This is a genomic window from bacterium, assembly GCA_009926305.1.
GTDB lineage: Bacteria > Bdellovibrionota_C > UBA2361 > UBA2361 > RFPC01 > RFPC01.
The window spans coordinates 1-26,644 of the sequence record RFPC01000037.1 but is presented as its reverse complement, the minus strand read 5'-3'; the positions used below and the strand labels follow the sequence as shown (position 1 = coordinate 26,644).

The window sequence follows — 26,644 nt, the reverse complement described above, 5'->3', positions numbered from 1 at the left end:
TCAGCAATTGCCCGATTAGCTCTTCATGGGGGTATAGCCTTCAGGATGAGGTGAGTCAGTGAGTCGTTTGACGAGAGAGGAAAGAGTTCCATATTATTCGTTGAGTAGGTCCAATCCAGTTGAAGAGCTCAGATTGAGGAGAGCATGTCCTTGAATTGCTACTCACACAGTATAAAGTATTAAGCGATGGAGAGGGTTGAAAATCATACGCGCGCGGGGATAGGAAGAGCAGTGCTACACGGTGCTGTGAATACCCCAGCCATCTCTTTTATCTTTTTTGTGCTCCTCATTGTATACCTGTATCACTTTATCGAAAGTTTGCCCTATTGGTTTCATCCTGGCTGGACAACTGATGATGCGTTGCAGCAATGGTTCCCCTTTCATGAATTATTGAATCCTGGAGTGTTTCAGGGAGACTTTATCTATGAAACGATGAGGGGCTATCTTGCTCCTGCACATTATGGGTTTTGTGCTCTGGTGACGTGGCTCACAGGAGATGTCTTGATGGCGGCTCATTGGGTGATGCTCATTCAAGTATTGTTAGCAGCCACATTTCTCTTTGCGGTCGTAAGGCGATGTGCTAGCACTCCTGCAGCACTGTTTAGTGTTATCTGGTTCCTACATTGCCGTTATCTCATTCAAAGAATGACTGGCGGATTACCGCGTGGATGGGCAGCAGTGCTCATACCGGCAATCTGCTATTTTGCTCTCAGGAAAAATCATACCGCGATACTGATCATCCTTTTCCTTGGATGTCTCAGTAATCCTCCAACAGCCTTTGTCTGTGGTGTCGCATACGGTTTGTGGCTTTTTGTTTCATTGTTTGTCGGTGGGCAGAGAGAGATGTCGAAGCCGTTTTGGCGTCTTGTGGTGTTAGTACCGGTATATGCTGCAGTAACATTTTTTGTTGTTCAGCGTCCTGAAGATGTCGGTCAGATGGTAAGCCTTGCAGAGGCAGTTGATATGCCGCAGTTTCAGGTCCCGGATGGTCGATTTGCATTCCTCCCTTTTCCGACGATTCCAGCTGAGATTCTGACCTTTGGTTTTTTACCATTTTTGGGGCGCTTGTATAATCCAGGGCCGTTCGTTGAGTACTATATGCCAGCTCTGGTGCTGTTGTTGTTCGTTGGAATGATAGCGTGTGAAGTCGCTCGTAAGCGATCATCTCTTCCCGGTATTTTTTATGCTTTTCTTGTTTCTATTCTGATTGTCTACCTTCTATCGCGACCACTTGCATTTTGGTTGTATGTGCCAAATCGGCATCTCCAGTTTCCACTTGGTTTATTTTGGATAATGACCTTTCCTATTTTGGTCTGGAGAGTGTTTGACTCTCGGCAACGAGAAGCAACCGATGAGATTCATTCGCCAACAAATTCCTGGAGGGGAGCCTTGGGCTTATTTGTTTTAGCTGGATTCATCATTCTCGGCTCTGGTAGTGGATTGCAGGGGTCTGCAAATTTTAATTACTCATATACCAAGCACGGCAAACTTTTTTTGTGGGCAAAAGAATATACGTCGAGAGATTCGCTATTTGCAGGTGAGCCACGGCTAATCGATGGGATGATGCTTTTGGGAGAACGAAGGGCGTATGCAACGAATGAGACCTATCATCCGTTTTACTCTCGGTATCGCCAAGAAATAGAGCGACGCTTGGAAGTCTCTTTCAGAGCACACTATGCTCAGAGTTTGCAGGAGGTATATGACCTTCTGTATCCTGAAGGCATTGATTATTTTGTGTTTCGACGGAAGCGGTTTTACCCAGAAGAGCTCAAGAAAGAGAGCTTTCACCCTCCTTTAGGAGCACTTGTTCGTTCGTTAACAGCGCTAGAGCCAGAGCGTTATGCCTACAAACAGCTTCCCTCTAAGGTAGCTACGGGGAGTTTTCCTCCACTAGTATTCCGGGATGATTTTTCAGCCATCGTTGATATTCATGCTCTGGGTGTATGGTTGCAAGGTGATACAGGAGACGTATCGTGAATTTTGGTACAAGCATTCAAGCAAAACGCGAGAAGTACAAACGATTTCTTTCCTTGATATTTTTTGGTGTGATAGCCGTTTTCATCGGGCTTACCCTTGGATATCCAACCTATTTGACACCACACGAAGATCATCATGCCTTCTCCTCTATCGCTCGCGATGGATGGATTGAGGATGGAGCTACCATACGTTTGCCTCGGCTTTCTCAGAGAGGGAATCGGATAGATTTAAGTCTGAAGAGTTGGCGTCCAGAGGGGCAGCCCCCTGCTCTGCTATCATTTGAGCTCTGTGGGGAAGAGATAAAAAGACTCGAAGTGTTGCAGGATACCACGGTTCGCCTCTTTTTGACGGGTGGGTGCGAACCGAGAACAGTTGTGATTCGGGTTTTCAATCCCTTCACCCCTGGCGGTGCCGATCAGAGGAAATTAGGAGTTCAATTAAGCGGACTTTCTCTCGGCTCAAAGCTGGGTTTTCCAGTTGTTGCTCCACAAGTTGTTTTGTTAATTACGGCCTTTGTGTTGTTCCTCGTCTTGTTGGCACTTGAAATCGCACCAATTTCATACCGTGTGCCTGTTGGATTGATTCTTCTGACATGTAGTGGATGGCTTTTGAGTACACTTCAACTGGCACCGTTCAGTAGGCTCTTTCCACTATGGGGAGTCTTGTGTGTGATGCTTTTTGGCGCATCTTTGGCTCAAACGGTGCTTGACGAAGGCAACTCAGTTTCAGCAGTCGACAAGCAGCGAAGGTGGGGCAGGGCGTGCCTTGTTTCTTTGATTGTTGCTTTGGGCAGCTACTTTCGATTTTCTGGCATCTCTTTCGGTCTTCCACTGAATTATCATCCTGATGAGGTGGCGAAGCTCAATGCTGTTATGCGTATGTATAATAGCGGAACGCCCGACCCCAATTATTTTCTTCATCCAACGCTTCTTCTCTATTGCACGTATGGTTTGAATCTTGCTGGTCATGCATTTGGATTTTTCTCTGGCGCCTTTCAAGAGAGCCTTATTCTATCAGGGAGACTCGTAAGTGCTCTAGCGGGCATCTTTTCAATCGTGCTCACGTATCTCATCGGAAAAAAGCTCTTTTCAACCAGAGCGGGGCTGCTCGCTGCTTCTTTACTTGCCGTTTTTCCACTGCATGTTACATGCAGTCGGTATCTCAAAGAGGACTCATTGCTCACATTTTTTGTTCTACTTTCTACGCTATTTGCCGTCTATGCATTGAGAAGTAAGAAAAGTTTTTGGTTAGTACTTGCAGGTATCGCAGCAGGTTGCTCTGCCTCCGTAAAATACTCTGGCTTGATGTCAGCTGTAATTCCAGTGCTGGGCGCTTTGGCTATAGAGGGTCGATGGATTCCCCGGGATCGAAAAGTATGGTTTGCCCTTGTGCTTGCCCTCGTTGCTGTTCCTCTTGCATTTCTTGTGTGCTCTCCGTATGTCTTGCTGAACTCGACAAAATTTGTGGAAGACTTTCTCTTCGAGCAGCAACATATGCAAAATGGGCACCTCTTTGCGATCACTCCTTGGTCTCAATACTGGATGTATCATGTTGAAAGGAGCCTCTATAAAGGGGTAACCGCGCCACCATTCTTCCTTGGGCTTATTGCGTTTGGATTTTTCTTGCGCAAAAGGAACATGCCCGCATTGCTTGTTATTGCTGTGCTGCTCGCATTTTATTTTCCAGCAGAGTATGTAAAGGCAAAACCTGCTCCTCAACCAGAGCGATATATTCTTCCGTGCCTTCCATATTTTGCGCTCTTAATAGGAGCCTTTTCTGATCAGATGTTTGCGAAAAAGAAGAGCTTTCTGTTAGTGAGTGGACTGTCTCTCTTTGTGCCTCTTTTTACAACACGTATTCTGCATCAAGAGCTTGTTCCAGATACTCGTTTGCAGATGGCGCGCTGGATTGAGAGAGAGATTCCGCATGGGAGTCGGATTTATATCGATCATAAGCAATATTCCCCTGAGCTATCTCAAGAACACTTCCAAGTTACCTATGCACCGAGTGACCGGATTGGACAGGAGTTGGAGCTAGAGAGGTTGGCCGCTGCGAATTTCGATTATTTACTTCTCTCTAGCCTCTGGTTTGATAGATACTTTTCTCAGCCCCGCACTGATGAATTCGTCCGACGGAGAATCGAACGGGTTCTTCGGGATGGAGAGCTCGTGCATAGTGTGAAGTCGAGTGGAGGCACGTACGGGTTTCATAATCCTGACATATTGCTGTTTCGTCTTCCAAAGATCCCTTCTTAACGGCAACACTCAGCTGAGCACTTCATGGGCACTCTTGCCCTACGATATTTAGCGTAAAATGGTTTCTATTCGCCCTTTGAGGCTAGAAAAGCGCTTTTTACTTTGTGCTCTTCTACTGGCAAGGGAAAGCGACTTTCGCGAACCTACCACGATTAGCAGCTTCTTTGCTCTAGTTACAGCTGTGTATATGAGCTGGCGCTCTAAAAGCGTGTAGTGCGATTCATTGAGAGCGAGAACGACACACGGGATTTCGCTTCCCTGAGACCGATGAACAGTAAGGGCATAAGCCAGGGTGAGTTGCTGAATGTCATTCTCAGAGTAATTGATGAGTCTCCCATCCCAAAGTTCTACCGTGAGCTCTTTGCCCGAATCATCTATCTCTACAATAGTTCCGGTATCTCCATTGAAGACACCAAACTCATCGATCTGATAGTTATTCTTTCGCTGGCATACTCTGTCACCCTCATAGAATGAGATATCGGAATTTGTCAGGGTAAATGCTCGATCGTGTTGCCCAAGTACAGCTCGTTGCAGTCGTTCATTGAGTTGAATAGTTCCAAGTGGCCCCCGATTTGAGGGAGTTAATACAGTAATATCACCGGGTGCAATGCCGAATTTCTTCGGGATTTGTTCTATGAAGAGTCGCTCAATGGTACTAGCAGCTTCTTCTGAATCAGTGCGTTCAAGGAAGTATGCATCTGATTTCGTTACTCCATCTGGTTCTGGAATTTGTGGATCTAGACCAGCATTAATCTGATATGCGATGTCATTGATTCTCGATGTTTCTTCCCGACGATAGAGTTGGGATAAGGTAATGGTTGGAATCTCGGTAATAGACAGGAGCTCACCAAACACTCTTCCAGGTCCTACAGACGGGAGCTGGTCTTTATCTCCCACAAGGATGATTGTCGCGTTATGTGGTATGGCAGAAAACAGTGATTGAGCTAAGAGAAGGTCTATCATCGACGACTCATCGACGATAATTGCATCTACTTGCTTTTCATCTTGTTCAATCGGAAAAGACTCGTTGTGAATAAACCGCCGAGTAAATGGGTCAAAACGAAGAAGCCGGTGAATTGTCTTCGCAGGGAGATTGCAAACCTGAGACATGCGCTGCGCTGCTCTTCCAGTAGGAGCCGTGAGTGCAATATTGCAGCCCGCCTCTGCTAACGCTTCCACAATAGCACGGGTGACAGTTGTTTTCCCGCAGCCTGGTCCCCCAGTAAGGAGGAGCAAACGGTAGGAAAGAGCAGCATGCACTGCCTTTCTTTGCTCATTGCTAAATGTAATAGCAAGGTCGCCCTCAACTCTTCGTATGGCTTTTTCCATCTCTAGCTCATCAAGGAGCATTTTTTTGCGAGGCGTCAGTCTTTCTACTGCAAAGGTAGCAATATACTCTTCTGCATGAGCGAGTGATGTAAGATAGACGTGTTCATCTCTCGTAGAAACAAGCTTCTCTTCGAGGAGTTCGCGCAGTCTCTGTTCGTGATCAACGAGGGAGGGATGAGTCTCGAGGAGCGATTCGCAGGAGGAAAACAGGGCTTCACGAGGGAGAAAACAATGCCCATCATCGCGTGCTCTTTCGAGGCTATAAAGAAGTCCAGCTCTATGTCGTTCTGGAGACTCTAGTTCAATGCCAAGTCGAAGTGCTACGGAGTCGGCAGTTCTAAAACCAACGCCAACAACATCGCGCGCAAGCAGGTAGGGATTCTGTTTTAAGCGCTCAATGGAGCGATTCCCATACCGTTTATAGATGCGATTTGCGAGACCCGGTTGGATATGATGCTCTGTCAGGAATCTCGTGATTTCATGCAGTGATTTATTTTCTTCAAGATATGTCGCAATCGCGTGTGCTTTACTTGAACCAATTCCCGACACCTCTTGAATCCTTTCAGGAGTCCTCTCGAGAATATTTAATGTCTCTCCGCCGAAGTGTTCTGCAACTCTACGAGCAAGGGTCGGACCAATGCCAGGAATTACCCCACTCGCGAGATACTTCGTTATGCCATCTGTGGAACTTGGTGGTACTATGGAAATATTTCTCGCCTTAAACTGCGCACCAAAGCGCGGATGGGTTACAAATTCCCCAGTAATGATCACCTCAAGACCAGCAGCGATGTCAGCACCATTTCCAACAACGACAGTAGAAGATAGCGTGTCTTTTGCTTTGAGTTCAAAAATGACGAAATCACTCTCTGCTTTTTTGAATCGAACCCGTTCGACCTCTCCTCGTATTACTTCGAGCTGTGAGTTTACTTTCAGGGTTGAGTGTTGAGCTGCTTCGCGGCGAGGAGCGTTTGTACCCCCATTTTTCTGAAATCCGCCTCCTTTTTGAAGCTCAGAGGCTGAGATAACGCCACGAGGCATTACAGAATTCGCTGACGTTGGGCGCTGCGCAGAGGGGGTGCCCAGGTCAGACCCAGTAATTTCCTCTTCTTTCGATTCTCTGGTTTTATCCATTAGAAACTTTCACTATATTGAGAAGCGAGTATGATTCTACCAGCGATCCACGCTTTGAACAGGAGAATCTGCCATTGGGGATATTTATTTCCCGCTACAGTTATAGATTAGGATACGACTTATGATCAATCTCAAACACCTGCGTGAAGCACCTGAACTCTACATTGATGCGGCTCGGAGGAAACGTATGCAAGTCGACATCGAGTCATTTTTGAGGCTCGATCAGGAATATCGAGGGCTCAAGAACAAAGTTGAAGAGCTACGCGCAGAGCAAAATAAGTGCAACAAAGAATTGCGAGGGCTGTCTGGCGAGGCGAAAGACGAGATGCTTTCTCGGATGAAAGTGATTTCGGGAGATGTAAAAGAGGAAGGAGCAAGACTTAAAGAGCTACAGGATGAGTGGGAAAAAATCCAGTTGTTAATACCATCTCTTCCTGATGAGCAGGTTCCCGACGGCAAAGATGAAGATGACAATGTTCCGTTGAGGCACTGGGGTGAGGTTCCGCAGTTTACCTTTCCATTAAAGGATCATGTCGAGCTTGGAAAGAATCTCGATATTATCGATATTGAACGAGGGGTGAAAGTAGCGGGTGCGCGTAATTATTTTTTGAAAGGCGATGGCGCTCGGCTTCAACAAGCGATACTTCGCCTTGCGATGGATCTCTTATATGAGGCAGGTTTTACATTATTTGATCCACCGTTAGTCGTTCTCTATGAGGCGATGCAGGGGACTGGCTACTTTCCTGGAGGGGAAGAGCAGGCGTTTCATCTCGATGTGCGCGATGATTCCCATTATCTCATCGGGACCTCCGAGGTGCCAGTAGCTTCGTACCACATGGATGAGATTCTCTCCGAGAGTGAGTTGCCCAAGCTCTATGCTGGAATCTCGCCGTGTTTCCGTCGTGAAGCAGGGAGTTACGGGAAGGACACCCACGGCGTATACCGAGTCCACCAGTTCTCTAAGGTTGAGCAAGTGGTCATCTGTAAAGCTGACAAGGATGAGAGCCTTAGGCATCATGAGGCAATCTTGCATAACGCAGAGTTAATGCTTCAAAAACTTGAACTGCCTTACCGAGTTTCAACGGTGTGTGCGGGAGATATGGGACAGGGACAGGTACTTAAGCACGATATAGAGACTTGGATGCCATCTCGACAGAAGTATGGAGAGACGCATAGTTGCTCTACATTCTATGAGTTTCAAGCTCGGCGGCTTAAGCTTCGATATCGAGATGGAGACGGGAACATCAACTATTGTTACACCCTGAATAATACTTGTATAGCGACGCCGAGAGTCCTCATTCCACTGCTTGAGATGCATCAGCAAGAAGATGGCACGGTGCTTATACCAGAGGCGCTCCGAAGCTATATGGGAGGACAAGAACGCATTATTCCTCCATCCAGCTGAGTGTGGTTCTATAAGCTATCAGGCTGAAGATTTGTCTGCTTCATCTGGGGGGACGTTAGGGTTTTGGTGTCGGCGTAGCGAGCCTGTTCATTAGAGCCACTTTATTAGAGCCCCTTTATTAGAGCCCCTTTATTAGAGCCACTGATAACCAATACCCCGAACAGCGAGTATCCGACTGGATATTATGCCGTCTCCAATCTGTCGGAGTTTCAAAATCACATTATCAACACCTCGGGCGGGGGTTTTTTCCTGATTATTCCAAAGCGAGGATAAAACCTCCTGCCGTGAAATTATGCGAGGAGAGGAGTCAATTAGATGATAGAGCAGAGAGAACTCTCTTTCTGTTAGTCGAATTACTTCGCCATCTTTGGGAGTGAGTTCATAAGTATTGGGGTTGAGATGAACTCCATCAACCTCTAGAGGTAAGAGTTGTTTTTGTGCGCCAATAATTCTCTCTATTCGAAGCAGGAGCTCCTTAAAATGAAATGGTTTTGGAATGTAGTCAGCAGCGCCGAGTTCATAGCCTTCAAGTCTATATTCTGGTGAAGACATGGCTGTCAGGAACACGAAAGGGAAGGCATATTGAGAGTCAATGATACGAGCCAGTTCAAACCCATCACCATCTGGGAGCCCAATATCAATGAGTGCTAGTACAAACTGGTTCGTCGAGAGGAGGTTGCAAGCCTCCGACAGTGTTTCAGCTGAGCGCGTTTCATATCCGGCGGTTCGGAGGCGTTGATTCATAATCTTGAGGAGTGCTTTGTCGTCTTCGACAATCAGAATGGACCTCATGCTCCTCCCAGTGATACAAGTGGGAGTTCAAGCTGCACTAAAAACCCAGCTTCGGTATGGGGAAATACGAGTGAACCATTCATTTTCTCGGCGAGTTGTTTGGAGAGGTAGAGTCCGATGCCTGAGCCACTTCCTCTGTAGAGTCGTTGAAATTTATGTCCCAAGAGCGAGTGTTGTCTCTGGTCTGCAAGACCTGCTCCGTTATCCCGAATCGCAATAATCACAGAAGGATGAGAGGTTCCCTTTATCTCATGTGAGATTTCAACTTTTGTTGCTTTCCCATGGGTTAGAGAGTTTTTGAAAATGTTTCGAAGAATAGTAACCACACCTTGCATGTCTCCAAAGAGCGAGATGTCTTCAGGAGTCTCGATAGAAAGCTGATCGAATTCATCGCGCAGAGGTCGGATTACTTCACTGAGGGAAAGTGTCTCGAGATGGAGGCGGCTATCAGGAGTAAGCGCCAGAGCAAGAGAGTTATCAAGTTGTAAGGAAAGTCTATCTACCTCTCGAATGAGATCTCGACTTGGTTCGGCGAGTTCTGATTTCTCAAGGCTTTCATGTAATGACTCTGCATAAAGACGAAGCGTTGATATTGGTGTTTTCAATTCATGCGTGAAGGTTAAAAAGAACTCTTTCAGTCGCTGTGTCTGTTTTTGATCGCGCACTATGAAATAAAGCAGTGCCGCTCCCCCCAAAACTAAGGAACATAAGAGAGTTCCACCCTCCCACATAAGCATTTTTTGGTTGCGGATCAGGTCATCAGCAATGACCCCCCCAGCTTGGGAAAGCCGTTCTATTTGTCGCTGGCTGAAGATATACCACCAGATAATGAGAGCCACCGTAAACAGGAGCCAAGCTCCCGCTAAGAATCGCAGAAGATAGCTAGAATAATGGCGTTTTTTAGACCGTTCACTTTCCATAGGGGGAATAATAGGGCTTCACGCCGCGAAGAGAAAGGTTACACCCCGCTATTACGACTTTAGGTTGGTTGTGCTACTATGCTGGGGGAATCCTCAGAAACGAGACGGCTTGCAGCTTAACATGCTGCTTTTACACGAATTTTTGCAGCGGTTCTCGGATGGTTCGTGCTCAGCGGGCATGGGCTCACCGAAGAGGAAGAGCAAGAGATGGGGATTTCGGAGAAGGCGTCGGTATGGGAGTGAGAATCGAGACGATTGAGGTAACCCCTCTTGGGCAAAACTGCCGTATCCTGGTGGATGATGAGCGTCAGTGTGCGGTTATTGTTGATCCCGGAGGAGACGCAAACGAGATTATCTCACGGCTTGAGTCGTTACAGCTGACTCTTGAGGCGATTTGGCTGACACATTCTCACCTGGATCATTGCGGAGGAGTAGCGGATCTCCTCGACTATAAATCGGTGCCTCTTTACGGGCATCGTATAGAGCACGAGTACCGCTCTCGGGTGGAGAGTATCGCTGAAATGTACCAATTGCCTCCAGGAGCAATGAGGAACTGTCCAGAGCCGGATCATTTTCTAGAAGGTGGGGAAAAACTCTCGTTTGGGGGAGTTGAATTTGAGGTAAGGTACACTCCGGGGCACTCTCCAGGACATCTGGTCTTTGTGTGTGAGGCACTCGGTGTGATTGTCGCTGGGGATACGCTTTTTGCGGGTTCAATTGGGAGAACAGACCTTCCAGGAGGAAATCACGAGCAGTTGTTAGAGAGTATTAGGCAGGAGATATATTCATTACCTGATGCCACAAGGGTGCTTCCAGGACATGGACCAGACACATCTGTGGGAAATGAGAAGAGAGCCAATCCATTTGTGAGGGGAGTATGACGACGCATTCAGCAAGGAATAAAATCGTATTAGGAGTCACTGGTTCCATCGCAGCCTATAAGGCTGCTGAACTTGCAAGACGGTATGTAACACGAGGGTTTGAAGTGAAGGCAATCTTCTCAGAGCAAGCGGAGAAATTTATAGCTCCCTTGACGTTTCAAACCATTACTGGGCATCCAGTGTTGAGTAGTTGGGAGCAAGAAGAGGCGTGCGGGATTGGTCATATCGAATACGCAGATTGGGCGGACCTGTTTGTCATCGCTCCCGCCACGGCAAACGTAATTGCGAAGTACGCAGCTGGGATTGCTGACAGTCCGTTACTCGCCAGTCTTTTGGCGAGCCGGACAAGGGTGTTAATGGCGCCCGCGATGAATGTAAATATGCTTAGTAATCCGGCAACACAAACCAACCTTCAAATTTTGAAAGAACGTGGGGTGCTATTCGTTGAGCCGGGAGAAGGTCGTTTGGCGTGTGGCTGGCGGGGCCGTGGACGGATGTCGGAACCATGGAATATCTTTCACCACACGTTGAAGGCATTCGGAGATGGATCGTATGTAGGGAAGCGAGTATTAGTTGTCACTGGGCCGACTCGCGAGCCGCTAGACCCAGTTCGATTTATCTCAAATCGTTCTTCTGGAAAGATGGGTGTTGCGATTGCGCGCGAAGCATTTCGGAGGGGAGCCCAGGTGGAAGTCATTTGTGGTCCCGTAAAAGCAAAATTGCCGACGGGAATTGAGACATCATTTGTGTCATCGGCTGAAGATATGAAGCGAGCTGTTGTTCAGAGAGCATTTCCAGAAGCTGGCGAAGCTCCAGATGTTATTATCATGGCAGCAGCAGTGTCGGACGTAAGACCAAAGCGCACATCTGAGATGAAGCTAAAGAAGGGGGAACTTCCATCTTCCCTTGGTCTTGAGCCCAATACTGATATTTTGGCGGAATTAGGCCGCATGCGTGAAAAAAATGGTTCCCAAGTAAAGTTAGTCGGGTTTGCGGTAGAAACTGGGGAAGTTGAAGATCTCGTAGCCTCTGTACAACAAAAGCTTTCCGATAAGAAAGTAGATATGATTGTAGGTAATCTTGCTGAAGAATCTCTTGAGCTTCAGACCAACCGAGTCTGGATTGTTGATAAGCATGGTCGAGAAACGGAAGTTGCTACCAGTTATAAGAATCGAGTTGCAGAGAAGATACTTCACCATGTCAGAAAACTCTAAGCGTACCCAAGAAGACGAACTTTCTCTGGAGGATTTCTATCAATACCTTTCGCGGTGGCAATCTGCTTTCCCGGGGGGAATTCCTGAAGAATATATTCAGGCTACAGAGGCTACAGAGGCTACAGGCGGGATGTCGCCAGAAGCTGGAAGTTCAGACCGTATTCATCTTTCCCTTGGCGGAACGGCGCCTCTACAGTGTGTATTTTTTTCGAGTGGTGCAGCCCTTTCTGAACAACACACAGCGCTTTTACAAGCTGCTATTCGTAAGGGGTTAAAGTGGTCAGTGGCGGAATGTCTCCTCGTTGATGAGCAATTGTCGTCTGACTATTCTCCGCTTGAGCGTGATGAGCGACTCTTAGAGGGGCTTCCACAAGCTATGATACTTGGGGAGCCATCTGTCGCCCTGAAAAATTTTCTTGCGAGAAAGAAGGGGTGTTTTTCAAGGATTATTCAGACGATAGACTTACGAACCGTAGTTGACGATCCAGGGACTAAGCGTCTTTTCTGGAATGATTTGCAGCAGCTTCTGACCTCGTCAACGGATAATTAGGGAATTGAGGATGAAGTGCTACAGCAGGTGGATTACCGTTTTCTTTTTTGGGCTTATTGCGATTGGCCAATATCTCGGTGGACAACTCCTTGGAACGGAAACAGATCGCTATGTCTGGGCTCTTGAAAGTAATGCAGCTGGAGCCAACACATCTCAGTCAGAGGGATATGTGGCAGTTATCGACATGGATATGATGATTTTACCTGGCACACAGAGTTATCTCGAGCATGCCATTTCTGAAGCAGAAAACGGTGGAGCAAAGCTGCTTGTCGTCAAGTTGAATACTCCTGGAGGCATTCTTCAGACAACTCAAAGAATGATTCAAGCCATGTTTCAATCGAAGGTGCCAATAGTGGTTTATATCTCCCCAACTGGGGGAACCGCTACCTCAGCTGGAGTATTCCTCACTATGGCCGCGCATGTAGCGGTTATGGCCCCAGGGACAAGTATCGGTTCAGCACATCCCGTCAGTGGGGACGGTAAGGATATTGAAGGAGACATGCGAAAGAAGGTCGAAGAAGCCACCACAGCCCTTGTAAAGTCGGTGACGGAGCAGCGTGGTCGCAATATCGAGTGGGTAGAAAAGGCTGTCAGAGAGAGCGTTTCACTGACTGACCGCGAAGCAGTTGAGCAAGGAGTTGTGGATTATGTAGCGGCTGACGTACGTGAACTGATAAAAAAAGCGGCGGGAAGGGAGGTCGTAATTGAAGAGAACACCTCTCGTCTTGAAGATTACTCTGACCTCCCAATTCGGGTAATCCCTATCGATTTTCGAGATGAAGTGCTGAATGTTCTATCGAATCCAAACGTTGCTGCGATTCTTTGGTTGATAGCAACAACAGGAATTTCAATTGAGCTTTATAATCCTGGATTGATTTTTCCAGGTGTCTTCGGTGTGATTTCTTTAGTCCTCGCATTAGCTGTTTCTCAGATTATTCCTCTTAGTCAAGGCGGATTAGTATTACTTGTTTTGGGAGGGCTTTTAATCACAGCTGAATTTTTCTTCGCATCAGGGATTCTTGCGGCGGGGGGTATTATCTCGATGATGCTCGGGTTGCTCTATCTCGTTGATGTTACCCAGGCACCTGGCTTGGTAGTATCAAAATCAGTGGTCTTTCCCATTGGAACAGTGCTGGGGACGTACTTATTCTTCGTTATAAGAGCTGCTGCTCGCTCTCGCAAACAAGAGCCCCTTACGGGTGCTGAGGGACTGATCGGACAGATTGGTGAGGTTCGAGAAACTGCCTCCGCTCATGGTAAAATTTTTGTTAATGGTGAGTTATGGAATGCAACTACTGAGTCCGGGATTATCCCAGCTGGAGAATCCGCTCGAATAGTGGGGGTGATGCCGGGAATGAAGTTAAAAATCAAAGCGCTTACCGACGAATAAAGGGTTGTGGGAAAGGCTGTCTTTCAGCATTGAAGCCCTTTGGGAGGAAGAAACGAGGTATCGAGCCTCAAAGGAGGCGGTGCTAGAAGTTGTTTGCAAAATCAGCACTTTAGTATCGATTTTTGTTTCAGATAGAGAAGATGTGTGAGACTTGCCGGATTGTGGTCTTTCATGGTGGGGTAGCATGTGATTCAGAGGGAATCAGTTCAGTATCAAGAAGAGAATCGCTTCTCTTGTGAGAGTGCCTCCTTGCCGAGCCTTCGCATCACTGGTCGGAGCTCTTTGCAAATGCCCACTCTGAGCGATGTCGGCACGTTGAGTAAAGAAGAGCGAGAGAGCTTTCTGGATGCGCCAAAAAATGCCCTATTTCTGACTCTTGGGCGCCATGAACTTTTATCAAGAAAACAAGAGAGAGAGCTCGCTCAACAGATAGTGACGAACCAGGCTGTTTGCCTCGAACACGCATTACAGCTCCCTTCTATGCTCATGTCCTTTGCGCATCCCCCGTTGAGAATCTTGAATGGAGCGCAGCAGCTCGAAGCAAAGAAGGAGGTGTTGCTCGACCTCTATCGCAAAAATATGGTGTCCAAAAAGGAGCATCAAGAGGGAAGGATAAGTGAGGCTGATTATCATTCTCGTCTGAAGAATAATTCAGAATGGTTGCGTTCTGTCCTTTCCGATATTGGAGAGAAGTCCAAGCAGAATCCGTATCGGAACAGCTCTATTGATACGAAGGGGTTAGAACTTGAAAAGATTGCCATTGCAGAAAAAATCTTTGTTCAAGCCGTGGAGAATGTCTTCTTGCCAGTTTCTGAAATGCTTCGCGATGTCCCACTGTCTCGTGAGGAGCTGATAGAGATAAGAAGCAGGATTCAGGAATCTGGTCTGAGAGGAGTAAGTCGGAGTGATAGGTCAGCGCTGGAATCAAGGCTTTCTCCTCGACAACTTGATGTGCTGCTTAGTCCAACGGAATTTGAAGGAGTGAGTACTAAAAGCAGTTGTTCCCGGTTTTCGGATGCCATCAAAACTGGAGAGTGCTTTTCGCAGCGATTTGGAATGACGTTAGAGACTTTATTGAGTCATCTTCGAGGGCAAAATCCTGAGGACAATATCGCTGAGAGTGTTTCGAATTGCCCTAAACCGACTGATCCTTCTGATGCCGAGGCGCTTTGCCGTATAAGGCATGCCATTAAAGAGATAGAGTGTCGAGAGGCTATGCCGTTCTCATTGTTTTTGAGGGTAGGAAAGCAGTTTTTTGAATCCCAAAAACTTTGGACTGATGGTGCTGACGTGCTTGCTTCCAAGAACTATCGACTCGTGCTCAGAGAGGCAAAGAATTTTCTGAGGGCCCCTTTCTTGTTAGAAGACCTGATTATGATTGGGAATCAGGGGCTAGTGAGCGCAACTCATCGCTTTAATCCTTCCGCGAATAAGCGCTTTTCCACCTTTGCAACATGGTGGATACGTCAAGCCCTTACTCGTTCTGTTCATAAAGAAGCCTCTCTTATTCATGTGCCTGAGGCCGTCCGTCGAGATGCAAAAAAAATTAAAAAAGAAAAAGTTCTGCTTGGCGATAGCCAGGATTGGAGAGTGGATAATGCGCTCCTGATTAAGAAGCTTAAGTTTTCAAATCAAAGATGGAAGAACGCTCAACGGGCTTCGCAGAGTGTGTCCTCAATCGATCGAGCGATTGAAGAGAATGTAAAGACTCAGGAGCTAGATGTGCCAACGCGCGTTGCGCTACAGGAGCGCAGTGAGCTAGTAAAGGAAATACTTGGCCAACTTCCCATGCGCGAGCAAATAACGATAGTTCATCGATTTGGATTGTATGGAGAGCCAGAGCTGACTTTCTCAGAGATTGGAAAGATTTTGGGTGTCTCTCGGCAACAGGCTGGGATTATTGCAACGAAGGCAATTCAGACTTTTAGAAGATTATCGGATAGAAGAGGGCTCTCGATAGATCTTTCGTCTCCTGTAGACGAATAGAGTGATGGCTATATTTCAACAGGTCTCTTCAAGGCTTAAAAAGGAAGTTCGGTCCCAATATCATCCATTTCCAAGGCCCGGTCATATACGAGTTTGCCCACCGCTATATCGAGAATCCCAATTCCCAGCTGAATGCTCAGAGTTCGTGTTGCAGGATTTCGCCGCCGTCGCTTCGGCTCGGCGACAAGTTTTCCCAGATCGAGGTGGGGCTCAGGAGTTTGCTTGAAGTATCCAGTCCCTCGGAAGTACTCAAATTGAGGGATGTCATCAGTAACGAGGAGTTGTGCCTGTGAGAACGCCTTTGGTTCAAAGGATGCATCAAAATCAAGAGCACATCCGAATGAGCCAGGCTTAAGCCAAGCAGCTTTAATCGGCGGTTCGGGCTTATCAACAATCGGTCCACTCGTGACGACGATATCGAGTTCTTCTACCGCTCGCTTTACCGTACGTACGGGGATTACTTCGGCGGGGCACCACTCTTGAACCTCTTTTGCGAATATCTTTGCTCGCTGAAAATCAATATCATACGCATAGACTCTCTCTAGCTTAAACGTATTGAGCAGCGCTCTTACGTTTGTTCTTCCCAGTCTGCCACAAGCGATAATTCCTAACGTTTTTGAATCTTTTTTTGCAAGGTATTTTGCGGCAACGGCAGTTGCTGCCCCTGTTCTCATTGCTGTGATCCAGGTGCAATCCATAATAGCCTTCGGAACGCCTGTTTTCGGATCGTTGAGGATAATAAGCCCGTTAATATTGGGCAGGCCGGCGATATAATTCCTTCCGTATCCGGATATCCACTTTACCCCAGCGGTCTTCAGGCTTGGTATATACGCGAGCATGGCACGAATGCTGGAGTCTTCTTGCGGATGAATGCCTGGCTTTGGTGGCATTTCTACTTCACCACGCCCCTTCTCACGAAAGACTTGCTCGAGAGCCGCGACGATTTCGTTCATCGGAAGAGCGATGTCCTCTAAGTCTCTCTTTGACAGGTAGAGTAGTTTTTTCGCGGACACCCTTTGCTCCTAAGTCTCTTCAGTACCATAACGGTATACGGTGTCAGCCCATCAACAAAAGCCATCTTTTCATCATTCCATAAAAAATGATGGGTCATGACAAGGCGCAGTTCGAAAGGTTCATGAATTCGAATGGTTAGAAAGCAGCTGTTCTCTTTGTGTGGGGTGACGACATGGTTTTTCTCTTGTTCCCCTTAAGGAGAGATTGTAGCCTGCCTTCACACAAAATATTCAGGAGTCTCATGTCTTCAGTCGTTGTTATAGTACTTATTTTTGTTTTGTTAATTCTTTCTAAGGCAATTTATATTCTTCAGGAATACGAGCGTGGCGTTGTATTTTTCCTAGGAAAGTATAGTTCAACCAGAGGGCCTGGGCTTGTCTTTATTATTCCCTTTGTTGAGCAGCTGAGGAAGATTGATCAGCGCGTTGTCACTATGGATATCCCCACCCAAGACGTCATTACCAGAGATAACGTCACTATTAAGGTTAATGCCGTATTGTATTTTAGAGTCATGGATCCAGCGAAGGCAGAAATTCAGGTTGAGAACTACCTGTTTGCTACGAGCCAGATCGCACAGACGACCCTGCGGAGTGTTTGTGGGGAGGTAGAGCTTGACGATCTTCTTGTAAAGCGTGAAGAAATTAATACTCGAATTCAGGAGATTATAGACAAGCAAACTGACCCATGGGGTATAAAAGTTTCAACGGTCGAGGTGAAAGATATTGATCTGCCGCAAGAGATGAAGAGGGCCATGGCACAGCAAGCCGAGGCTGAGCGTGAGCGACGAGCAAAAGTCATTCAAGCTATCGGTGAATATGAATCAGCAGCGAAACTTCGTGAGGCAGCAGATGTGATGGCGGGTGAGCCCATTACACTTCAGTTGCGCTATCTTGACACTTTGAAGGGGATAGCAACTGAGCAGAATTCTACGATTGTTTTTCCGCTTCCAATGGAGTTCATGGATATTCTCAAAAAGTACTCGAAACCGTCTTAACACCTCACTGCCTACCCTCTGGTTGATGGCATTTCTCGTTGGTGGGATTGCGAGTTGGTAGTATTGTCCTGACCAGGGAAGCTGAGGTGCTATTGGAACTACGGGTTACGTTTTGCGCTCCAGTCCTTTACACGGTGGATTAAGCGGAGCAATATAGCCACTATGGATGGCAATCAAGAACAAAACGCGATTCAAGCGGAGCATGAGCAACCGTATGATTATCTCCTCCCAGAGGATCGGATAGCAGATCGACCGTGCTATCCATTTCATGATGCAAAGATGCTAGTAGTTGCACGTCAGAAACAAGAGTTTCATGACTCGCAATTTTCTATTCTCCCTGAGTTACTAGGAGAGAAAGACGTCTTGGTTCTGAACAATACCCGAGTTGTAAAAGCGCGTCTATTTGGCTCTTTGAAGAGTAGTGGAGCACCTTGTGAATTTCTCCTTACAGAGGATCTTGGTCAAGCAAGGTTTCAAGCGATGGGAAAGCCGCTCCGAAAAATGAAGCCAGGAGTGTTATTAGAGTTTGGGGATGGATTATCCGCAGAAGTTGTGCAACGAGTGGGAGACTATTTTGTCGAGCTTCAATTTCACTCTGAGCATTCCAACGATGTGTATAACCTTGGCGTAATGCCCATTCCACCATATATTCGGGACGGACGGGGAGATATTCGTGATGAGCGAGACTATCAAACTCCTTATGCTCGCTTTGAAGGTTCAGTAGCAGCCCCGACGGCAGGTCTCCATTTTACAAATGACTTGCTGTCCGCACTTCGTCGTAATGGCGTGAAAATCGTGGAGGTCACACTCCATGTTGGACCTGCAAGTTTCCTCTCTGTCTGGGAAGATGCCAACGAAGAAAAGAAGGTAGAGAGTGCCGTAAGGAAGTCAATATTTGTTCCTCCTGGGTCTGAGAAAGGATATCTTCCGATTGAGACAGCACAGGAGCTTCTTTCCCTTAAAGAGAACGGAAACCGCATCGTTGCTGTTGGTACTACCGTAGTTCGTTTGCTTGAGACTGCGTTTTCTTTACCGACTGAATTTCAGAGTGGAGAGTTCTCTACTCAGCTTTTCATTAAGCCGGGTTATAAATTCTCTTTCGTTGATGCCATGATTACCAACTTTCATCAGCCAAGGAGCAGCCACCTTCTTTTGGTGGAGGCATTTCTTGGAAGAAGCTTACTCGGAAGTGCTTATCACTTGGCATTGGAGAATGACTATCGATTTTTGAGTTATGGCGATGGAATGTTCATTGAATAATCGTTTTTCGATTGTCTCATCACACGAATCCAAGGAGGATGGCGAGCCAGCTGGGGACACAGGTGTTTTCGACAACGGAATGGCTCGACTCGGGACTTACCAGACCGTTCACGGGTCTTTCCAGACGCCCAACTTTATGGTTGTAGGAACAAAAGCATCGGTCAAGGGAATCGATACACATACCATTACATCTCTCGGCTCTCAGATTGTTCTTGTGAATACTTTTCATCTTTGGCTTCGGCCAGGCGAGGACCTCGTGGAGAAGATGGGAGGCATTCAGAAGTTTATGGCGTGGAACGGTCCTGTATTAAGTGATAGTGGGTGGTTCCAAGTCTTTAGTTTACAGAAACTCCGGAAGATAGAAGAGGAGGGAGTTCGATTTCAGTCTCCCATTGATGGACAAAAGTTGTTTCTCAGCCCCGAGCGTTCAATCCAAATACAAGAAAAGCTGGGTGTTGATATTGCCATGGGATTTGATGAGTGTCCTGCCTCGGATCTCTCATATGATGAAACTGCGCTCTCTCTGTCTCGAACGCAAAGATGGCTCGAGCGGTGTCTGAAAGCAAAGACTCGTCATGACATGTCTCTTTTTGGAATTACTCAAGGAGGGCTGCATGATCGGCTCAGGGGTGATTCTGCCGCACATCTTTCTGGATTGCCGTTCGATGGATATGCCATTGGTGGGTTAAGTGTTGGTGAATCTCAAGAAGAGATGTATCGAATTTTAGAGTTTCATCCGCAACAGTTACCGCATGAACGTATAAGATACTTGATGGGCGTAGGCACTCCTGAAGATTTAGTTGAGGCCGTATTTCGCGGAGTGGATCTTTTTGACTGTGTTATGCCAACTCGTTCTGGCAGATTCGGTCGAGCATTTATATCTGGCGAAGAACCGACTTTGAATATTAAAAACGTGCGCTTTCGTGAAGATTCGCAGCCTCTTGATGAGCATTGTGATTGCTTGGCGTGTAGGCGATATTCTCGGGCGTACCTACATCATCTTTTTCGAGTGGAAGAAATGCTTGGACCTCAGTTGATGAGTATACATAATGTTCGTTATTATATGCGGTGGATGGAAACAATTCGCCGGGCGATCCACACGGGTCGTCTCTCCCAGTTAAGAGAGCAAGAGCGGGCTCGGTGGACAGCCTTTCGTGAAGCAGTGAAGGGGAAATAATCATCGCGTTTAGAAATGAAGAGGTAAGGTGATGCGACAAGTCGTTAGAGGCAGGGATCTCTCGTTATCGACTTTCTTGACTGCGGTGATGATGCGTGTTTTCTGCGCAGCAATCCTGAGCTGGAGTCTTTTGGGAAGGACTGCCCTTGCGAGTGGCTCTAAGATTGAAATTCAGCTTATACCTCGCTTCACAGAAGTGCTGCCCGGAGAAAAGCTGGACATCGTAGCGCATTTTTCTGTGCCAGCTGATTGGCATATCTACTGGAAAGAGCCCGGAGTCTTTGGTCTGCCAACGAAGTTCCACTTTTCAATTCGTGGTACAGAAACTCCAGCAACGGCTCGATGGGCGATACCGAATATCAAAGAACACGCTGCTGATGAAGGTCTCAGTTTTCAGTATGACACTGCTTTCTCTGTTGTATTTTCTGAGATAGCAATGCCAGAGGAGCATCGTGATGTGGTTCCACTGGTTTTACACTGGAAGTGGCTAGAGTGCTCTGCTGAGGTTTGTATTCCTAAAAGTGGGGAGACGTCGATACAGCTCCCGATGATTCGCGTACGAGAGAGTAGTCAGAATCCTCTTTATGAACAGTTTGCACGCCAAGTTCCTGAACCAGAGTTCTTTCAATTTGAAAGAACTCAAGCCTTGGGAGGAGATGGTCAGCAGCAGCTAGTATTGAAAGCTAGTCCCCAGAAACTTAAACGCTCCGGGATTCCGAAGGGTGTGGGTGCATACATAGGCCCCGGCTATAGGTTTGAGAGTGGTGCGCTTGATCAAACAGGATTAGCCCTCACTTTTTCGGTTAGAGACCCTCAAAGGGCTCTTTTGAATAAAAATCGCCAAATTGAGGGTTTTATTGTGAACTCAGAGGGTGCTGGAGCATATGCCTTTTACGGTCGCTATGAGTAATTAGGACTGGGAGATTGTGCAAAAAAGCAAGCAATTTCAGTGGTATAGGGCGAAGCCCGAGATGTATGGTCTATTGGTTCTGTGGTAAGAATAGAAGAATTCATGTGAAGTGAAGAGGTAACGGGGGTTCCTCCTCTTGAAAGGAGAGGAAAATCATCGTTTGATAGGGCGAGAAAGAGGAGTAAACGACGAATGAAACAGAAGAATTTCAACGAGCTTATCAAAATAGGAAGCATTCTTATTTTTTGCGTTGCAGTGTTACTGAATGTTGGTCCATTGGAGGTCCTCGCTCAGGACCCATCGTTTGAAGATCCAACTGCATTTGCTGCAAGTGCAGCTCCTGGAGGCGGAGGTTCACTTATCATGCAGAAACTTGGAGAGCTCCTCCCTTTGTTTCTCATGGTCTTTCTTATATTTTGGTTTATGGTGCTTCGACCGCAGGAAAAGCAACACCGATCCCATGAAAAGATGCTGAGCGATCTCAAGAGTGGAGTTCTCGTGAAGACCCAAGCAGGTATTATCGGCAAAGTCGTATCGGTTCATGACGACTACGTGATGCTAGAGATCGCAAATGGAACGAAGGTTAAGTTTGAGCGACAAGCGGTATTAGGGCGAGTCGAGAAGGAGGCGAGTGACTCTGCGAGCGTTCCGTCCAACGCGAAGCGATCGAAGAGCAAACAATCAGCATGATAAAAAACGTGCAAGGTAAGTTTTTAATTATCGGTAGACCAGAAGTGTCAAGTAATGTCGGGAGTAGTTGATGGGGAGTGACTTAAAGCGACGAATAGTGGTGTATAGCGGGGTAGTGCTGATTGCGTTGGCATTTCTCGTACCGACATTTTTCCGTAGCAAGTTTGATGGTTCGAATTGGATTTCGAAGCCGTTGTCTCTAGGCCTTGACCTCCAGGGCGGAGTCTATCTTGTTTACGAAGTGGAGGTTAAAGAGGCAGTAAAGAGCCATTTGCAGTCGATGGGAAGTGCTGCTCGAAGGGATTTGCGCGCAAAAAAAGTCCCAGTGCAACGGGTGCGAGCAACTGAAGCTCGTGAGCTTGAGATTACGCTCTTAAGTAGTCGCTCTGTTGATGAAGCTCGCAATTATATGCAAGACGAGTACTCCCAACTCACGTTTGAGCGTCAACAGCAGAACGGAGCCAAGGTTAGCCTTCTCTATTCAATGAGTGATCAGGAAGCACGGGTCATAGAAAAGAGTGCTGTCGATAGAGCTATCGAGACGTTAAGAAACCGAGTCGATCAGTTTGGAGTCTCAGAGCCATTGATCCAGAAAGTGGGAACCAAGCGCATTATTCTTCAAATGCCTGGGGCATCGGATGTAGAGTCCGTGAAAAAGATAGTGGGCTCAGTTGCTAAGCTCGAGTTTCGCTTCCATCCAAGTGCAACAACGAGAGCATTCGCTGAGCAAGTGAGAACAAGAGAGGGAGCTCTTGTAGCGGTGGAAGACGAAGTTCAGATGACAGGAGAGGCAGTTGATGATGCGCGAGTTTCAACTGGTTCCGGGCAAGTAGAGGTTTCACTGACACTCAACAAGGAAGGTGCGAGGCAATTTCGTCGGATCACAACTGATGGAGTGGGTCGGCAGCTCTCTATTATACTGGACGGCGTTGAGTACTCATCTCCTGTAATTCGTGAGCCAATTGCTGGAGGTCGTGCCTCTATTTCTGGTGGATTTAGTTTTGAAGAGGCGAAGCAGCTTGCAGTAGTGCTTCGTGCTGGTGCACTTCCTGCTCCGCTGAAGGTGCTGGAAGAGCGCACTGTCGGTCCGACCCTCGGTCAGGAGTCGATAGAGAAAGGGATTCTAGCGATCATCGTTGGCTTTGTAGCCATACTACTTTTTATGATCACCTACTATAAGAAGTCAGGGATAGTCGCAGTTGCGTCACTGATCCTGAATATCCTGCTTGTGTTAGCAGGGCTCTCGGCTTTTGGTGCTACTCTGACACTTCCAGGGCTTGCAGGTCTGGCACTCACTGTGGGTATGGCTGTTGATGCCAACGTCATTATCTTCGAGCGTATTCGTGAGGAACTCCGAAGGGGTGCGGGGAGAGACGCAGCCGTTGAGGTCGGCTTTGGGAAGGCTCTGTCGGCTATCATCGACTCGAATATAACGACTCTTTTAGCCGGTCTTGTACTTTTTTACTTTGGAACAGGACCCATTAAAGGGTTTGCTGTCACCCTTTCTATAGGAATATTAACAACTATTTATTGTGCAACATTTGTCGCGAAGCTTTCGTTTGATCTCTTTCCGCTGCGGGGGCGGGATGGCCTTTCTATTTAAGGAGAGGCAGAGCGGTAATTGGTAATTGTTTTTAAAGCTGGAGTAAGAGCATGGAACTTATCCCCTCAAATTTACAGGTCAATTTTTTAGGAAAGCGATACATAGCATTTTTGCTGTCATCTCTTTTGATTGCATTTTCCGCCTATCAGTGGTTTCAACTTGGGGAATCAAAATATGGAATTGATTACCTGGGCGGTCATGAGCTCGTTGTAAAAATAGAGCAGGATGCCTCATCAGGTGACCTTCGTGGTGTTATGCAGCAAGCTGGTATTGACGCGGTGGTGCAATCATTTGAATCTCAGAATTCTGAATATTCCCTCCGGCTTTCGAGTGATGAGTCGTCAGACAAGGTTAAAGCTGATATTTCAGCTGCCTTAGATCTGAAATATGAAGGGAAATACCAGATCTTAAAGGCCGACTTTGTCGGACCTACGATAGGTGCAGAGCTTAAAAAAAATGCGATGGTTGCGATCATTGTGGGGCTGATTGGGATGTTGCTCTACATTAGCTTTCGATTTGAGCTTGCTTTTGCTATCGGTGCCGTTGCTGCTCTTTTCCATGATGTGATAATTACGATGGGAATTTATCTCGCAAACGATATGACTATTAGTGTTGCAACTCTCGCAGCAGCTCTTACCATCGTTGGTTACTCTGTGAATGATACGATTATTGTGTTTGACCGTGTGCGAGAGGATATTCTCAAGTCAAAAGATAATGTGCCACTTGCTACAATCATCAATAAGAGTATTAGTGCGACTCTCTCTCGTACCGTGATTACCAGTGTGTTGACACTTTTTTCTGCCGTTGCTTTGCTTGTTTTCGGGGGTGGGGCCATAGCAGAACTTGCATTCTTCTTGTCTATTGGAGTTCTCTCTGGAACGTATTCCACCATTTTTATCGCTTCTCCCGTGGCGCTTGCCTGGGAGGGACTGCGCTCAAAAACTGAACGAACCCCTGGTGCGGTTGCAGCGTAAGCGCCATCAACAGGCTTTACCTGCGAGGAACACATAGAAGTGTTAGACGGCATAGGTTCACTTCTAGGAGGCTAGGCGAAGATTCTCGTTTTCTTTAGTTCTTTCGAGGTTCACTCTCGGTATTGAGGAAGAGAGAGCGGGGAAGATGTCCCCGAGGAGAAAGCTCGCTTTTTTCAGAAAGCTCACGAAGGAATCGCTGCTCATCCACCGAAATTTCTCCCGATACCTCTGCAATCGTTAGCCGGTATATCAGATCTCCGCGTTTTCCGTCACGCATCTCGGGTCCTTGTCCTTTGAGAGTAATCTTCTCTCCACTGGCAGACTTGGCTGGGATAGCAATCTTCACAGGTTCATGAAGAGTCGGTGCGTCAATCGTTGTTCCAAAATATGCCTCTGAAATTGAAATGGGAAGCTCCAACTCCAGACCTTGTTCGCTCAGTTCAAGGTAAGGGTGTGGTTGAAGCTGAACGATACACAGTATTTCTTGCCCTTTTAACTTGGGGCTACGCATGCGCACAGTGCTACCAGTCGTGACTCCTGGAGGAACTTGTAAAGAGATTCTCAAACTGGTGTTCTTCCCTTGAGGAATATCGACTTTTTTCTTGGCCCCATGTATCGCTTCTTCGATCGTCACATGCACTTCGACAACAAGGAGACTCTGTGCATAGGCATCTTTTCCGTTGGTGTCGTTAGAGCTCGCTGTAAAATCTTCTCGCGAGCTCCAGGGAGTTACTTTTTTTATGCGTTCCTTGGTCAATCGAGACGCTTTCAAAAGATTGTCTAGTAGTGTTTTTCGCGTACTTGGCTCAGTCACAGCAGGGTTGGTTTTGTGGTGACGACGTTTAGATCGAGAGCTCTTGGTCTTCATTATGTGCTCTGATTGCGCTTGAAACTGTTTTCTCATCTCTTCTGTATAGGCTTTGTATCCGCGTTGAGTTGTGCGTGCACGCAGCGTTTCGTCATGTTGCTGCCGATTACTACTATTACTGAGTGTACGATAGGCCTCGGCAATAACTTTGAACTTCTCAGCGGAATCAGCACCCGGATTAACATCTGGATGATAGCGCCGGGCTAGGATTCGATACGCACGGCGGATATCCGCATCAGATGCGTCTGCTTGAAGCCCCAAAACTTTATAATAGTTCAAATACGTCACTCTTTCAGTGTGTCGACTTCTTATGAATCTGTCTACTGAAGAAGCGGATTGCGCACTTGATTCGGTTAAGGAAAGCTATTCGATATGATAGACTTCCACAAAATTCGAAAAGTATGCTCGTTCTTTATCGTTCTAGCTCTGGTGGGCGGATGCTCAATGGTTCGCCCTCCTCGAGCAATTCCACGGGTAGTCTATATCGTAAAAACTGGAGATACGCTGACGGAGATTTCACGCCGCTACGCCATCAGTCTCACAGAGCTTCGGAGAATAAACGCCTTAAAGAGAGAAAGTATTTTAAGACCCGGACAAAGAATTCGCTTCCCTGAGCGGTACCTTGAAGAGTTGATGCATCGTGGGGTTGAGAGTGGCGGAGCAGAGATACTTGAGGGCGCAAAAAAGTATGTTCGAAATCTTCAGTGGCCCTTGGTTCTGGAAGGCAAGATCAACTCTGGATTTGGGAAACGATGGTCTTCGTTTCACGAGGGAATAGATCTCGCTGGAAAGCTTGGTGATTCGATATTCGCGGCACACGATGGCGAGGTTGTCTACAGCGGACAAGGGATGTCGGGCTACGGAAAAATCGTCGTGATCCGAGGGGACGATTTTATGACTGCTTATGCACACAATAAGAGGAACGCTGTATCGGTGGGTGATCCGGTGAGGCAGGGGCAGAAAATCGCAGAAGTCGGTATGACAGGCCGTGCTTCTGGCCCCCACCTACACTTTGAAACACGAGTACGGAATGGAGAAGGGAAGTACGTTGCCGTCGATCCATTTCTCTTCTTTCCAGATAAAAAGACACCTTTGTTACTGACTGCTCAATAAGAACTTTTTGGCTGCTCTCAAGGGATTTCCCCGTCTTTTGGCCAAGTGAGACTATAGAGCGTTTTGAGCTCTCGAAGTCGAGAATTATTGAACTGTCACGGGTATGCTACTCTTGCACAACAGGGAAATCTTTAGTGGGGGAGGTATCTTGCTTCGAATCATGCCTCTGGTCTTGAGCATTTGAAAAATTGAGAACGCCCCCGGCATGATT

21 protein-coding genes are annotated in these 26,644 nt (G+C 47.0%); 16 read left to right on the top strand and 5 right to left on the bottom strand.

Going from position 1 to position 26,644, the window contains the following annotated elements; all coding sequences use genetic code 11:
• Positions 1-186 precede the first annotated feature (186 nt).
• Positions 187-1,977: a hypothetical protein gene (locus tag EBR25_07620; GenBank protein NBW40857.1), complete on the top strand. Its 1,791-nt coding sequence runs from the start codon at positions 187-189 to the stop codon at positions 1,975-1,977.
• Positions 1,974-4,232: a phospholipid carrier-dependent glycosyltransferase gene (locus EBR25_07615; protein NBW40856.1), complete on the top strand. Its 2,259-nt coding sequence runs from the start codon at positions 1,974-1,976 to the stop codon at positions 4,230-4,232. The genes EBR25_07620 and EBR25_07615 overlap by 4 nt, the downstream gene beginning before the upstream one ends.
• A 48-nt stretch (positions 4,233-4,280) precedes the next feature.
• On the opposite strand, the gene EBR25_07610 is transcribed toward EBR25_07615, so the two are convergent.
• Positions 4,281-6,692: an ATP-dependent RecD-like DNA helicase gene (locus EBR25_07610; protein ID NBW40855.1), complete on the bottom strand. Its 2,412-nt coding sequence runs from the start codon at positions 6,690-6,692 to the stop codon at positions 4,281-4,283.
• 121 nt (positions 6,693-6,813) lie between these two features.
• On the opposite strand from EBR25_07610, the gene EBR25_07605 reads away from it, so the two are divergent.
• On the top strand, positions 6,814-8,097 hold the full coding sequence (locus tag EBR25_07605; protein ID NBW40854.1) for a serine--tRNA ligase: 1,284 nt from the start codon (positions 6,814-6,816) through the stop codon (positions 8,095-8,097).
• 132 nt (positions 8,098-8,229) lie between these two features.
• On the opposite strand, the gene EBR25_07600 is transcribed toward EBR25_07605, so the two are convergent.
• On the bottom strand, positions 8,230-8,889 hold the full coding sequence (locus EBR25_07600; protein NBW40853.1) for a DNA-binding response regulator: 660 nt from the start codon (positions 8,887-8,889) through the stop codon (positions 8,230-8,232).
• A complete protein-coding gene (locus tag EBR25_07595; GenBank protein ID NBW40852.1) occupies positions 8,886-9,809 on the bottom strand; it encodes a sensor histidine kinase in 924 nt (307 codons plus the stop codon). The genes EBR25_07600 and EBR25_07595 overlap by 4 nt, the downstream gene beginning before the upstream one ends.
• Positions 9,810-10,042: 233 nt before the next feature.
• On the opposite strand from EBR25_07595, the gene EBR25_07590 reads away from it, so the two are divergent.
• The 5 genes from EBR25_07590 (at position 10,043) to EBR25_07570 (ending at position 15,830) form a co-directional block, all read left to right on the top strand.
• The gene (locus tag EBR25_07590; protein NBW40851.1) at positions 10,043-10,690 is read left to right on the top strand and encodes an MBL fold metallo-hydrolase; all 648 of its coding nucleotides are present in this window, start codon (positions 10,043-10,045) and stop codon (positions 10,688-10,690) included.
• Positions 10,687-11,904: a bifunctional phosphopantothenoylcysteine decarboxylase/phosphopantothenate--cysteine ligase CoaBC gene (gene coaBC, locus EBR25_07585; protein NBW40850.1), complete on the top strand. Its 1,218-nt coding sequence runs from the start codon at positions 10,687-10,689 to the stop codon at positions 11,902-11,904. Before EBR25_07590 ends, coaBC begins: the two co-directional genes overlap by 4 nt.
• On the top strand, positions 11,888-12,454 hold the full coding sequence (locus EBR25_07580; protein NBW40849.1) for a hypothetical protein: 567 nt from the start codon (positions 11,888-11,890) through the stop codon (positions 12,452-12,454). The genes coaBC and EBR25_07580 overlap by 17 nt, the downstream gene beginning before the upstream one ends.
• A gap of 10 nt (positions 12,455-12,464) precedes the next feature.
• A complete protein-coding gene (locus EBR25_07575) occupies positions 12,465-13,844 on the top strand; it encodes a nodulation protein NfeD (protein NBW40848.1) in 1,380 nt (459 codons plus the stop codon).
• Positions 13,845-14,030: 186 nt separating this feature from the next.
• The gene (locus EBR25_07570) at positions 14,031-15,830 is read left to right on the top strand and encodes a sigma-70 family RNA polymerase sigma factor (GenBank protein ID NBW40847.1); all 1,800 of its coding nucleotides are present in this window, start codon (positions 14,031-14,033) and stop codon (positions 15,828-15,830) included.
• Between the two features lie 35 nt (positions 15,831-15,865).
• Here the strand turns inward: EBR25_07570 and EBR25_07565 are convergent, their stop codons facing one another.
• Positions 15,866-16,843 (bottom strand): ornithine cyclodeaminase family protein, encoded by a 978-nt coding sequence (locus EBR25_07565; GenBank protein NBW40846.1) that lies wholly within the window; start codon positions 16,841-16,843, stop codon positions 15,866-15,868.
• 242 nt (positions 16,844-17,085) lie between these two features.
• Here EBR25_07565 and EBR25_07560 point away from each other — a divergent pair, with 242 nt between their 5' ends.
• From EBR25_07560 to secF, 7 genes are all read left to right on the top strand, one after another.
• Positions 17,086-17,838: a slipin family protein gene (locus EBR25_07560; GenBank protein NBW40845.1), complete on the top strand. Its 753-nt coding sequence runs from the start codon at positions 17,086-17,088 to the stop codon at positions 17,836-17,838.
• Between the two features lie 162 nt (positions 17,839-18,000).
• Positions 18,001-19,098 (top strand): tRNA preQ1(34) S-adenosylmethionine ribosyltransferase-isomerase QueA, encoded by a 1,098-nt coding sequence (queA, locus tag EBR25_07555; GenBank protein ID NBW40844.1) that lies wholly within the window; start codon positions 18,001-18,003, stop codon positions 19,096-19,098.
• A 79-nt stretch (positions 19,099-19,177) separates the two neighbouring features.
• Entirely contained in the window at positions 19,178-20,275 is a 1,098-nt protein-coding gene (locus tag EBR25_07550) for a tRNA guanosine(34) transglycosylase Tgt (protein NBW40843.1), read from the top strand.
• A 31-nt stretch (positions 20,276-20,306) separates the two neighbouring features.
• Positions 20,307-21,185: a hypothetical protein gene (locus EBR25_07545; GenBank protein NBW40842.1), complete on the top strand. Its 879-nt coding sequence runs from the start codon at positions 20,307-20,309 to the stop codon at positions 21,183-21,185.
• 192 nt (positions 21,186-21,377) lie between these two features.
• Entirely contained in the window at positions 21,378-21,875 is a 498-nt protein-coding gene (gene yajC, locus EBR25_07540; protein ID NBW40841.1) for a preprotein translocase subunit YajC, read from the top strand.
• A gap of 70 nt (positions 21,876-21,945) precedes the next feature.
• Positions 21,946-23,478, top strand: coding sequence for a protein translocase subunit SecD (gene secD / locus EBR25_07535; GenBank protein NBW40840.1), 1,533 nt, complete (start codon positions 21,946-21,948; stop codon positions 23,476-23,478).
• Positions 23,479-23,528: 50 nt separating this feature from the next.
• Positions 23,529-24,452 carry a protein translocase subunit SecF gene (gene secF / locus EBR25_07530; GenBank protein ID NBW40839.1) on the top strand — a complete coding sequence of 308 codons (924 nt, stop codon included), beginning with the start codon at positions 23,529-23,531 and terminating at the stop codon, positions 24,450-24,452.
• Between the two features lie 94 nt (positions 24,453-24,546).
• On the opposite strand, the gene EBR25_07525 is transcribed toward secF, so the two are convergent.
• Positions 24,547-25,608 carry a hypothetical protein gene (locus tag EBR25_07525; GenBank protein NBW40838.1) on the bottom strand — a complete coding sequence of 354 codons (1,062 nt, stop codon included), beginning with the start codon at positions 25,606-25,608 and terminating at the stop codon, positions 24,547-24,549.
• 84 nt (positions 25,609-25,692) lie between these two features.
• Between EBR25_07525 and EBR25_07520 the strand changes: the two genes are divergently transcribed.
• Positions 25,693-26,433, top strand: a complete 741-nt coding sequence (locus tag EBR25_07520) for a M23 family metallopeptidase (GenBank protein ID NBW40837.1) — start codon at positions 25,693-25,695, stop codon at positions 26,431-26,433.
• The last annotated feature ends 211 nt before the right edge of the window (positions 26,434-26,644 follow it).

Excerpts from the sequence above, each read along its gene's own strand:
- EBR25_07580 (NBW40849.1), top strand. The coding sequence starts at position 11,888 with ATGTCAGAAAACTCTAAGCGTACCCAAGAAGACGAACTTTCTCTGGAG.
- EBR25_07605 (NBW40854.1), top strand. The coding sequence starts at position 6,814 with ATGATCAATCTCAAACACCTGCGTGAAGCACCTGAACTCTACATTGAT.
- EBR25_07600 (NBW40853.1), bottom strand. The coding sequence starts at position 8,889 with ATGAGGTCCATTCTGATTGTCGAAGACGACAAAGCACTCCTCAAGATT.
- EBR25_07590 (NBW40851.1), top strand. The coding sequence starts at position 10,043 with ATGGGAGTGAGAATCGAGACGATTGAGGTAACCCCTCTTGGGCAAAAC.
- EBR25_07575 (NBW40848.1), top strand. The coding sequence starts at position 12,465 with ATGAAGTGCTACAGCAGGTGGATTACCGTTTTCTTTTTTGGGCTTATT.
- EBR25_07595 (NBW40852.1), bottom strand. The coding sequence starts at position 9,809 with ATGGAAAGTGAACGGTCTAAAAAACGCCATTATTCTAGCTATCTTCTG.
- coaBC (NBW40850.1), top strand. The coding sequence starts at position 10,687 with ATGACGACGCATTCAGCAAGGAATAAAATCGTATTAGGAGTCACTGGT.
- queA (NBW40844.1), top strand. The coding sequence starts at position 18,001 with ATGGATGGCAATCAAGAACAAAACGCGATTCAAGCGGAGCATGAGCAA.
- EBR25_07620 (NBW40857.1), top strand. The coding sequence starts at position 187 with ATGGAGAGGGTTGAAAATCATACGCGCGCGGGGATAGGAAGAGCAGTG.
- secF (NBW40839.1), top strand. The coding sequence starts at position 23,529 with ATGGAACTTATCCCCTCAAATTTACAGGTCAATTTTTTAGGAAAGCGA.
- EBR25_07610 (NBW40855.1), bottom strand. The coding sequence starts at position 6,692 with ATGGATAAAACCAGAGAATCGAAAGAAGAGGAAATTACTGGGTCTGAC.
- EBR25_07550 (NBW40843.1), top strand. The coding sequence starts at position 19,178 with ATGGCTCGACTCGGGACTTACCAGACCGTTCACGGGTCTTTCCAGACG.
- EBR25_07560 (NBW40845.1), top strand. The coding sequence starts at position 17,086 with ATGTCTTCAGTCGTTGTTATAGTACTTATTTTTGTTTTGTTAATTCTT.
- EBR25_07520 (NBW40837.1), top strand. The coding sequence starts at position 25,693 with ATGATAGACTTCCACAAAATTCGAAAAGTATGCTCGTTCTTTATCGTT.
- yajC (NBW40841.1), top strand. The coding sequence starts at position 21,378 with ATGAAACAGAAGAATTTCAACGAGCTTATCAAAATAGGAAGCATTCTT.
- secD (NBW40840.1), top strand. The coding sequence starts at position 21,946 with ATGGGGAGTGACTTAAAGCGACGAATAGTGGTGTATAGCGGGGTAGTG.
- EBR25_07545 (NBW40842.1), top strand. The coding sequence starts at position 20,307 with ATGCGACAAGTCGTTAGAGGCAGGGATCTCTCGTTATCGACTTTCTTG.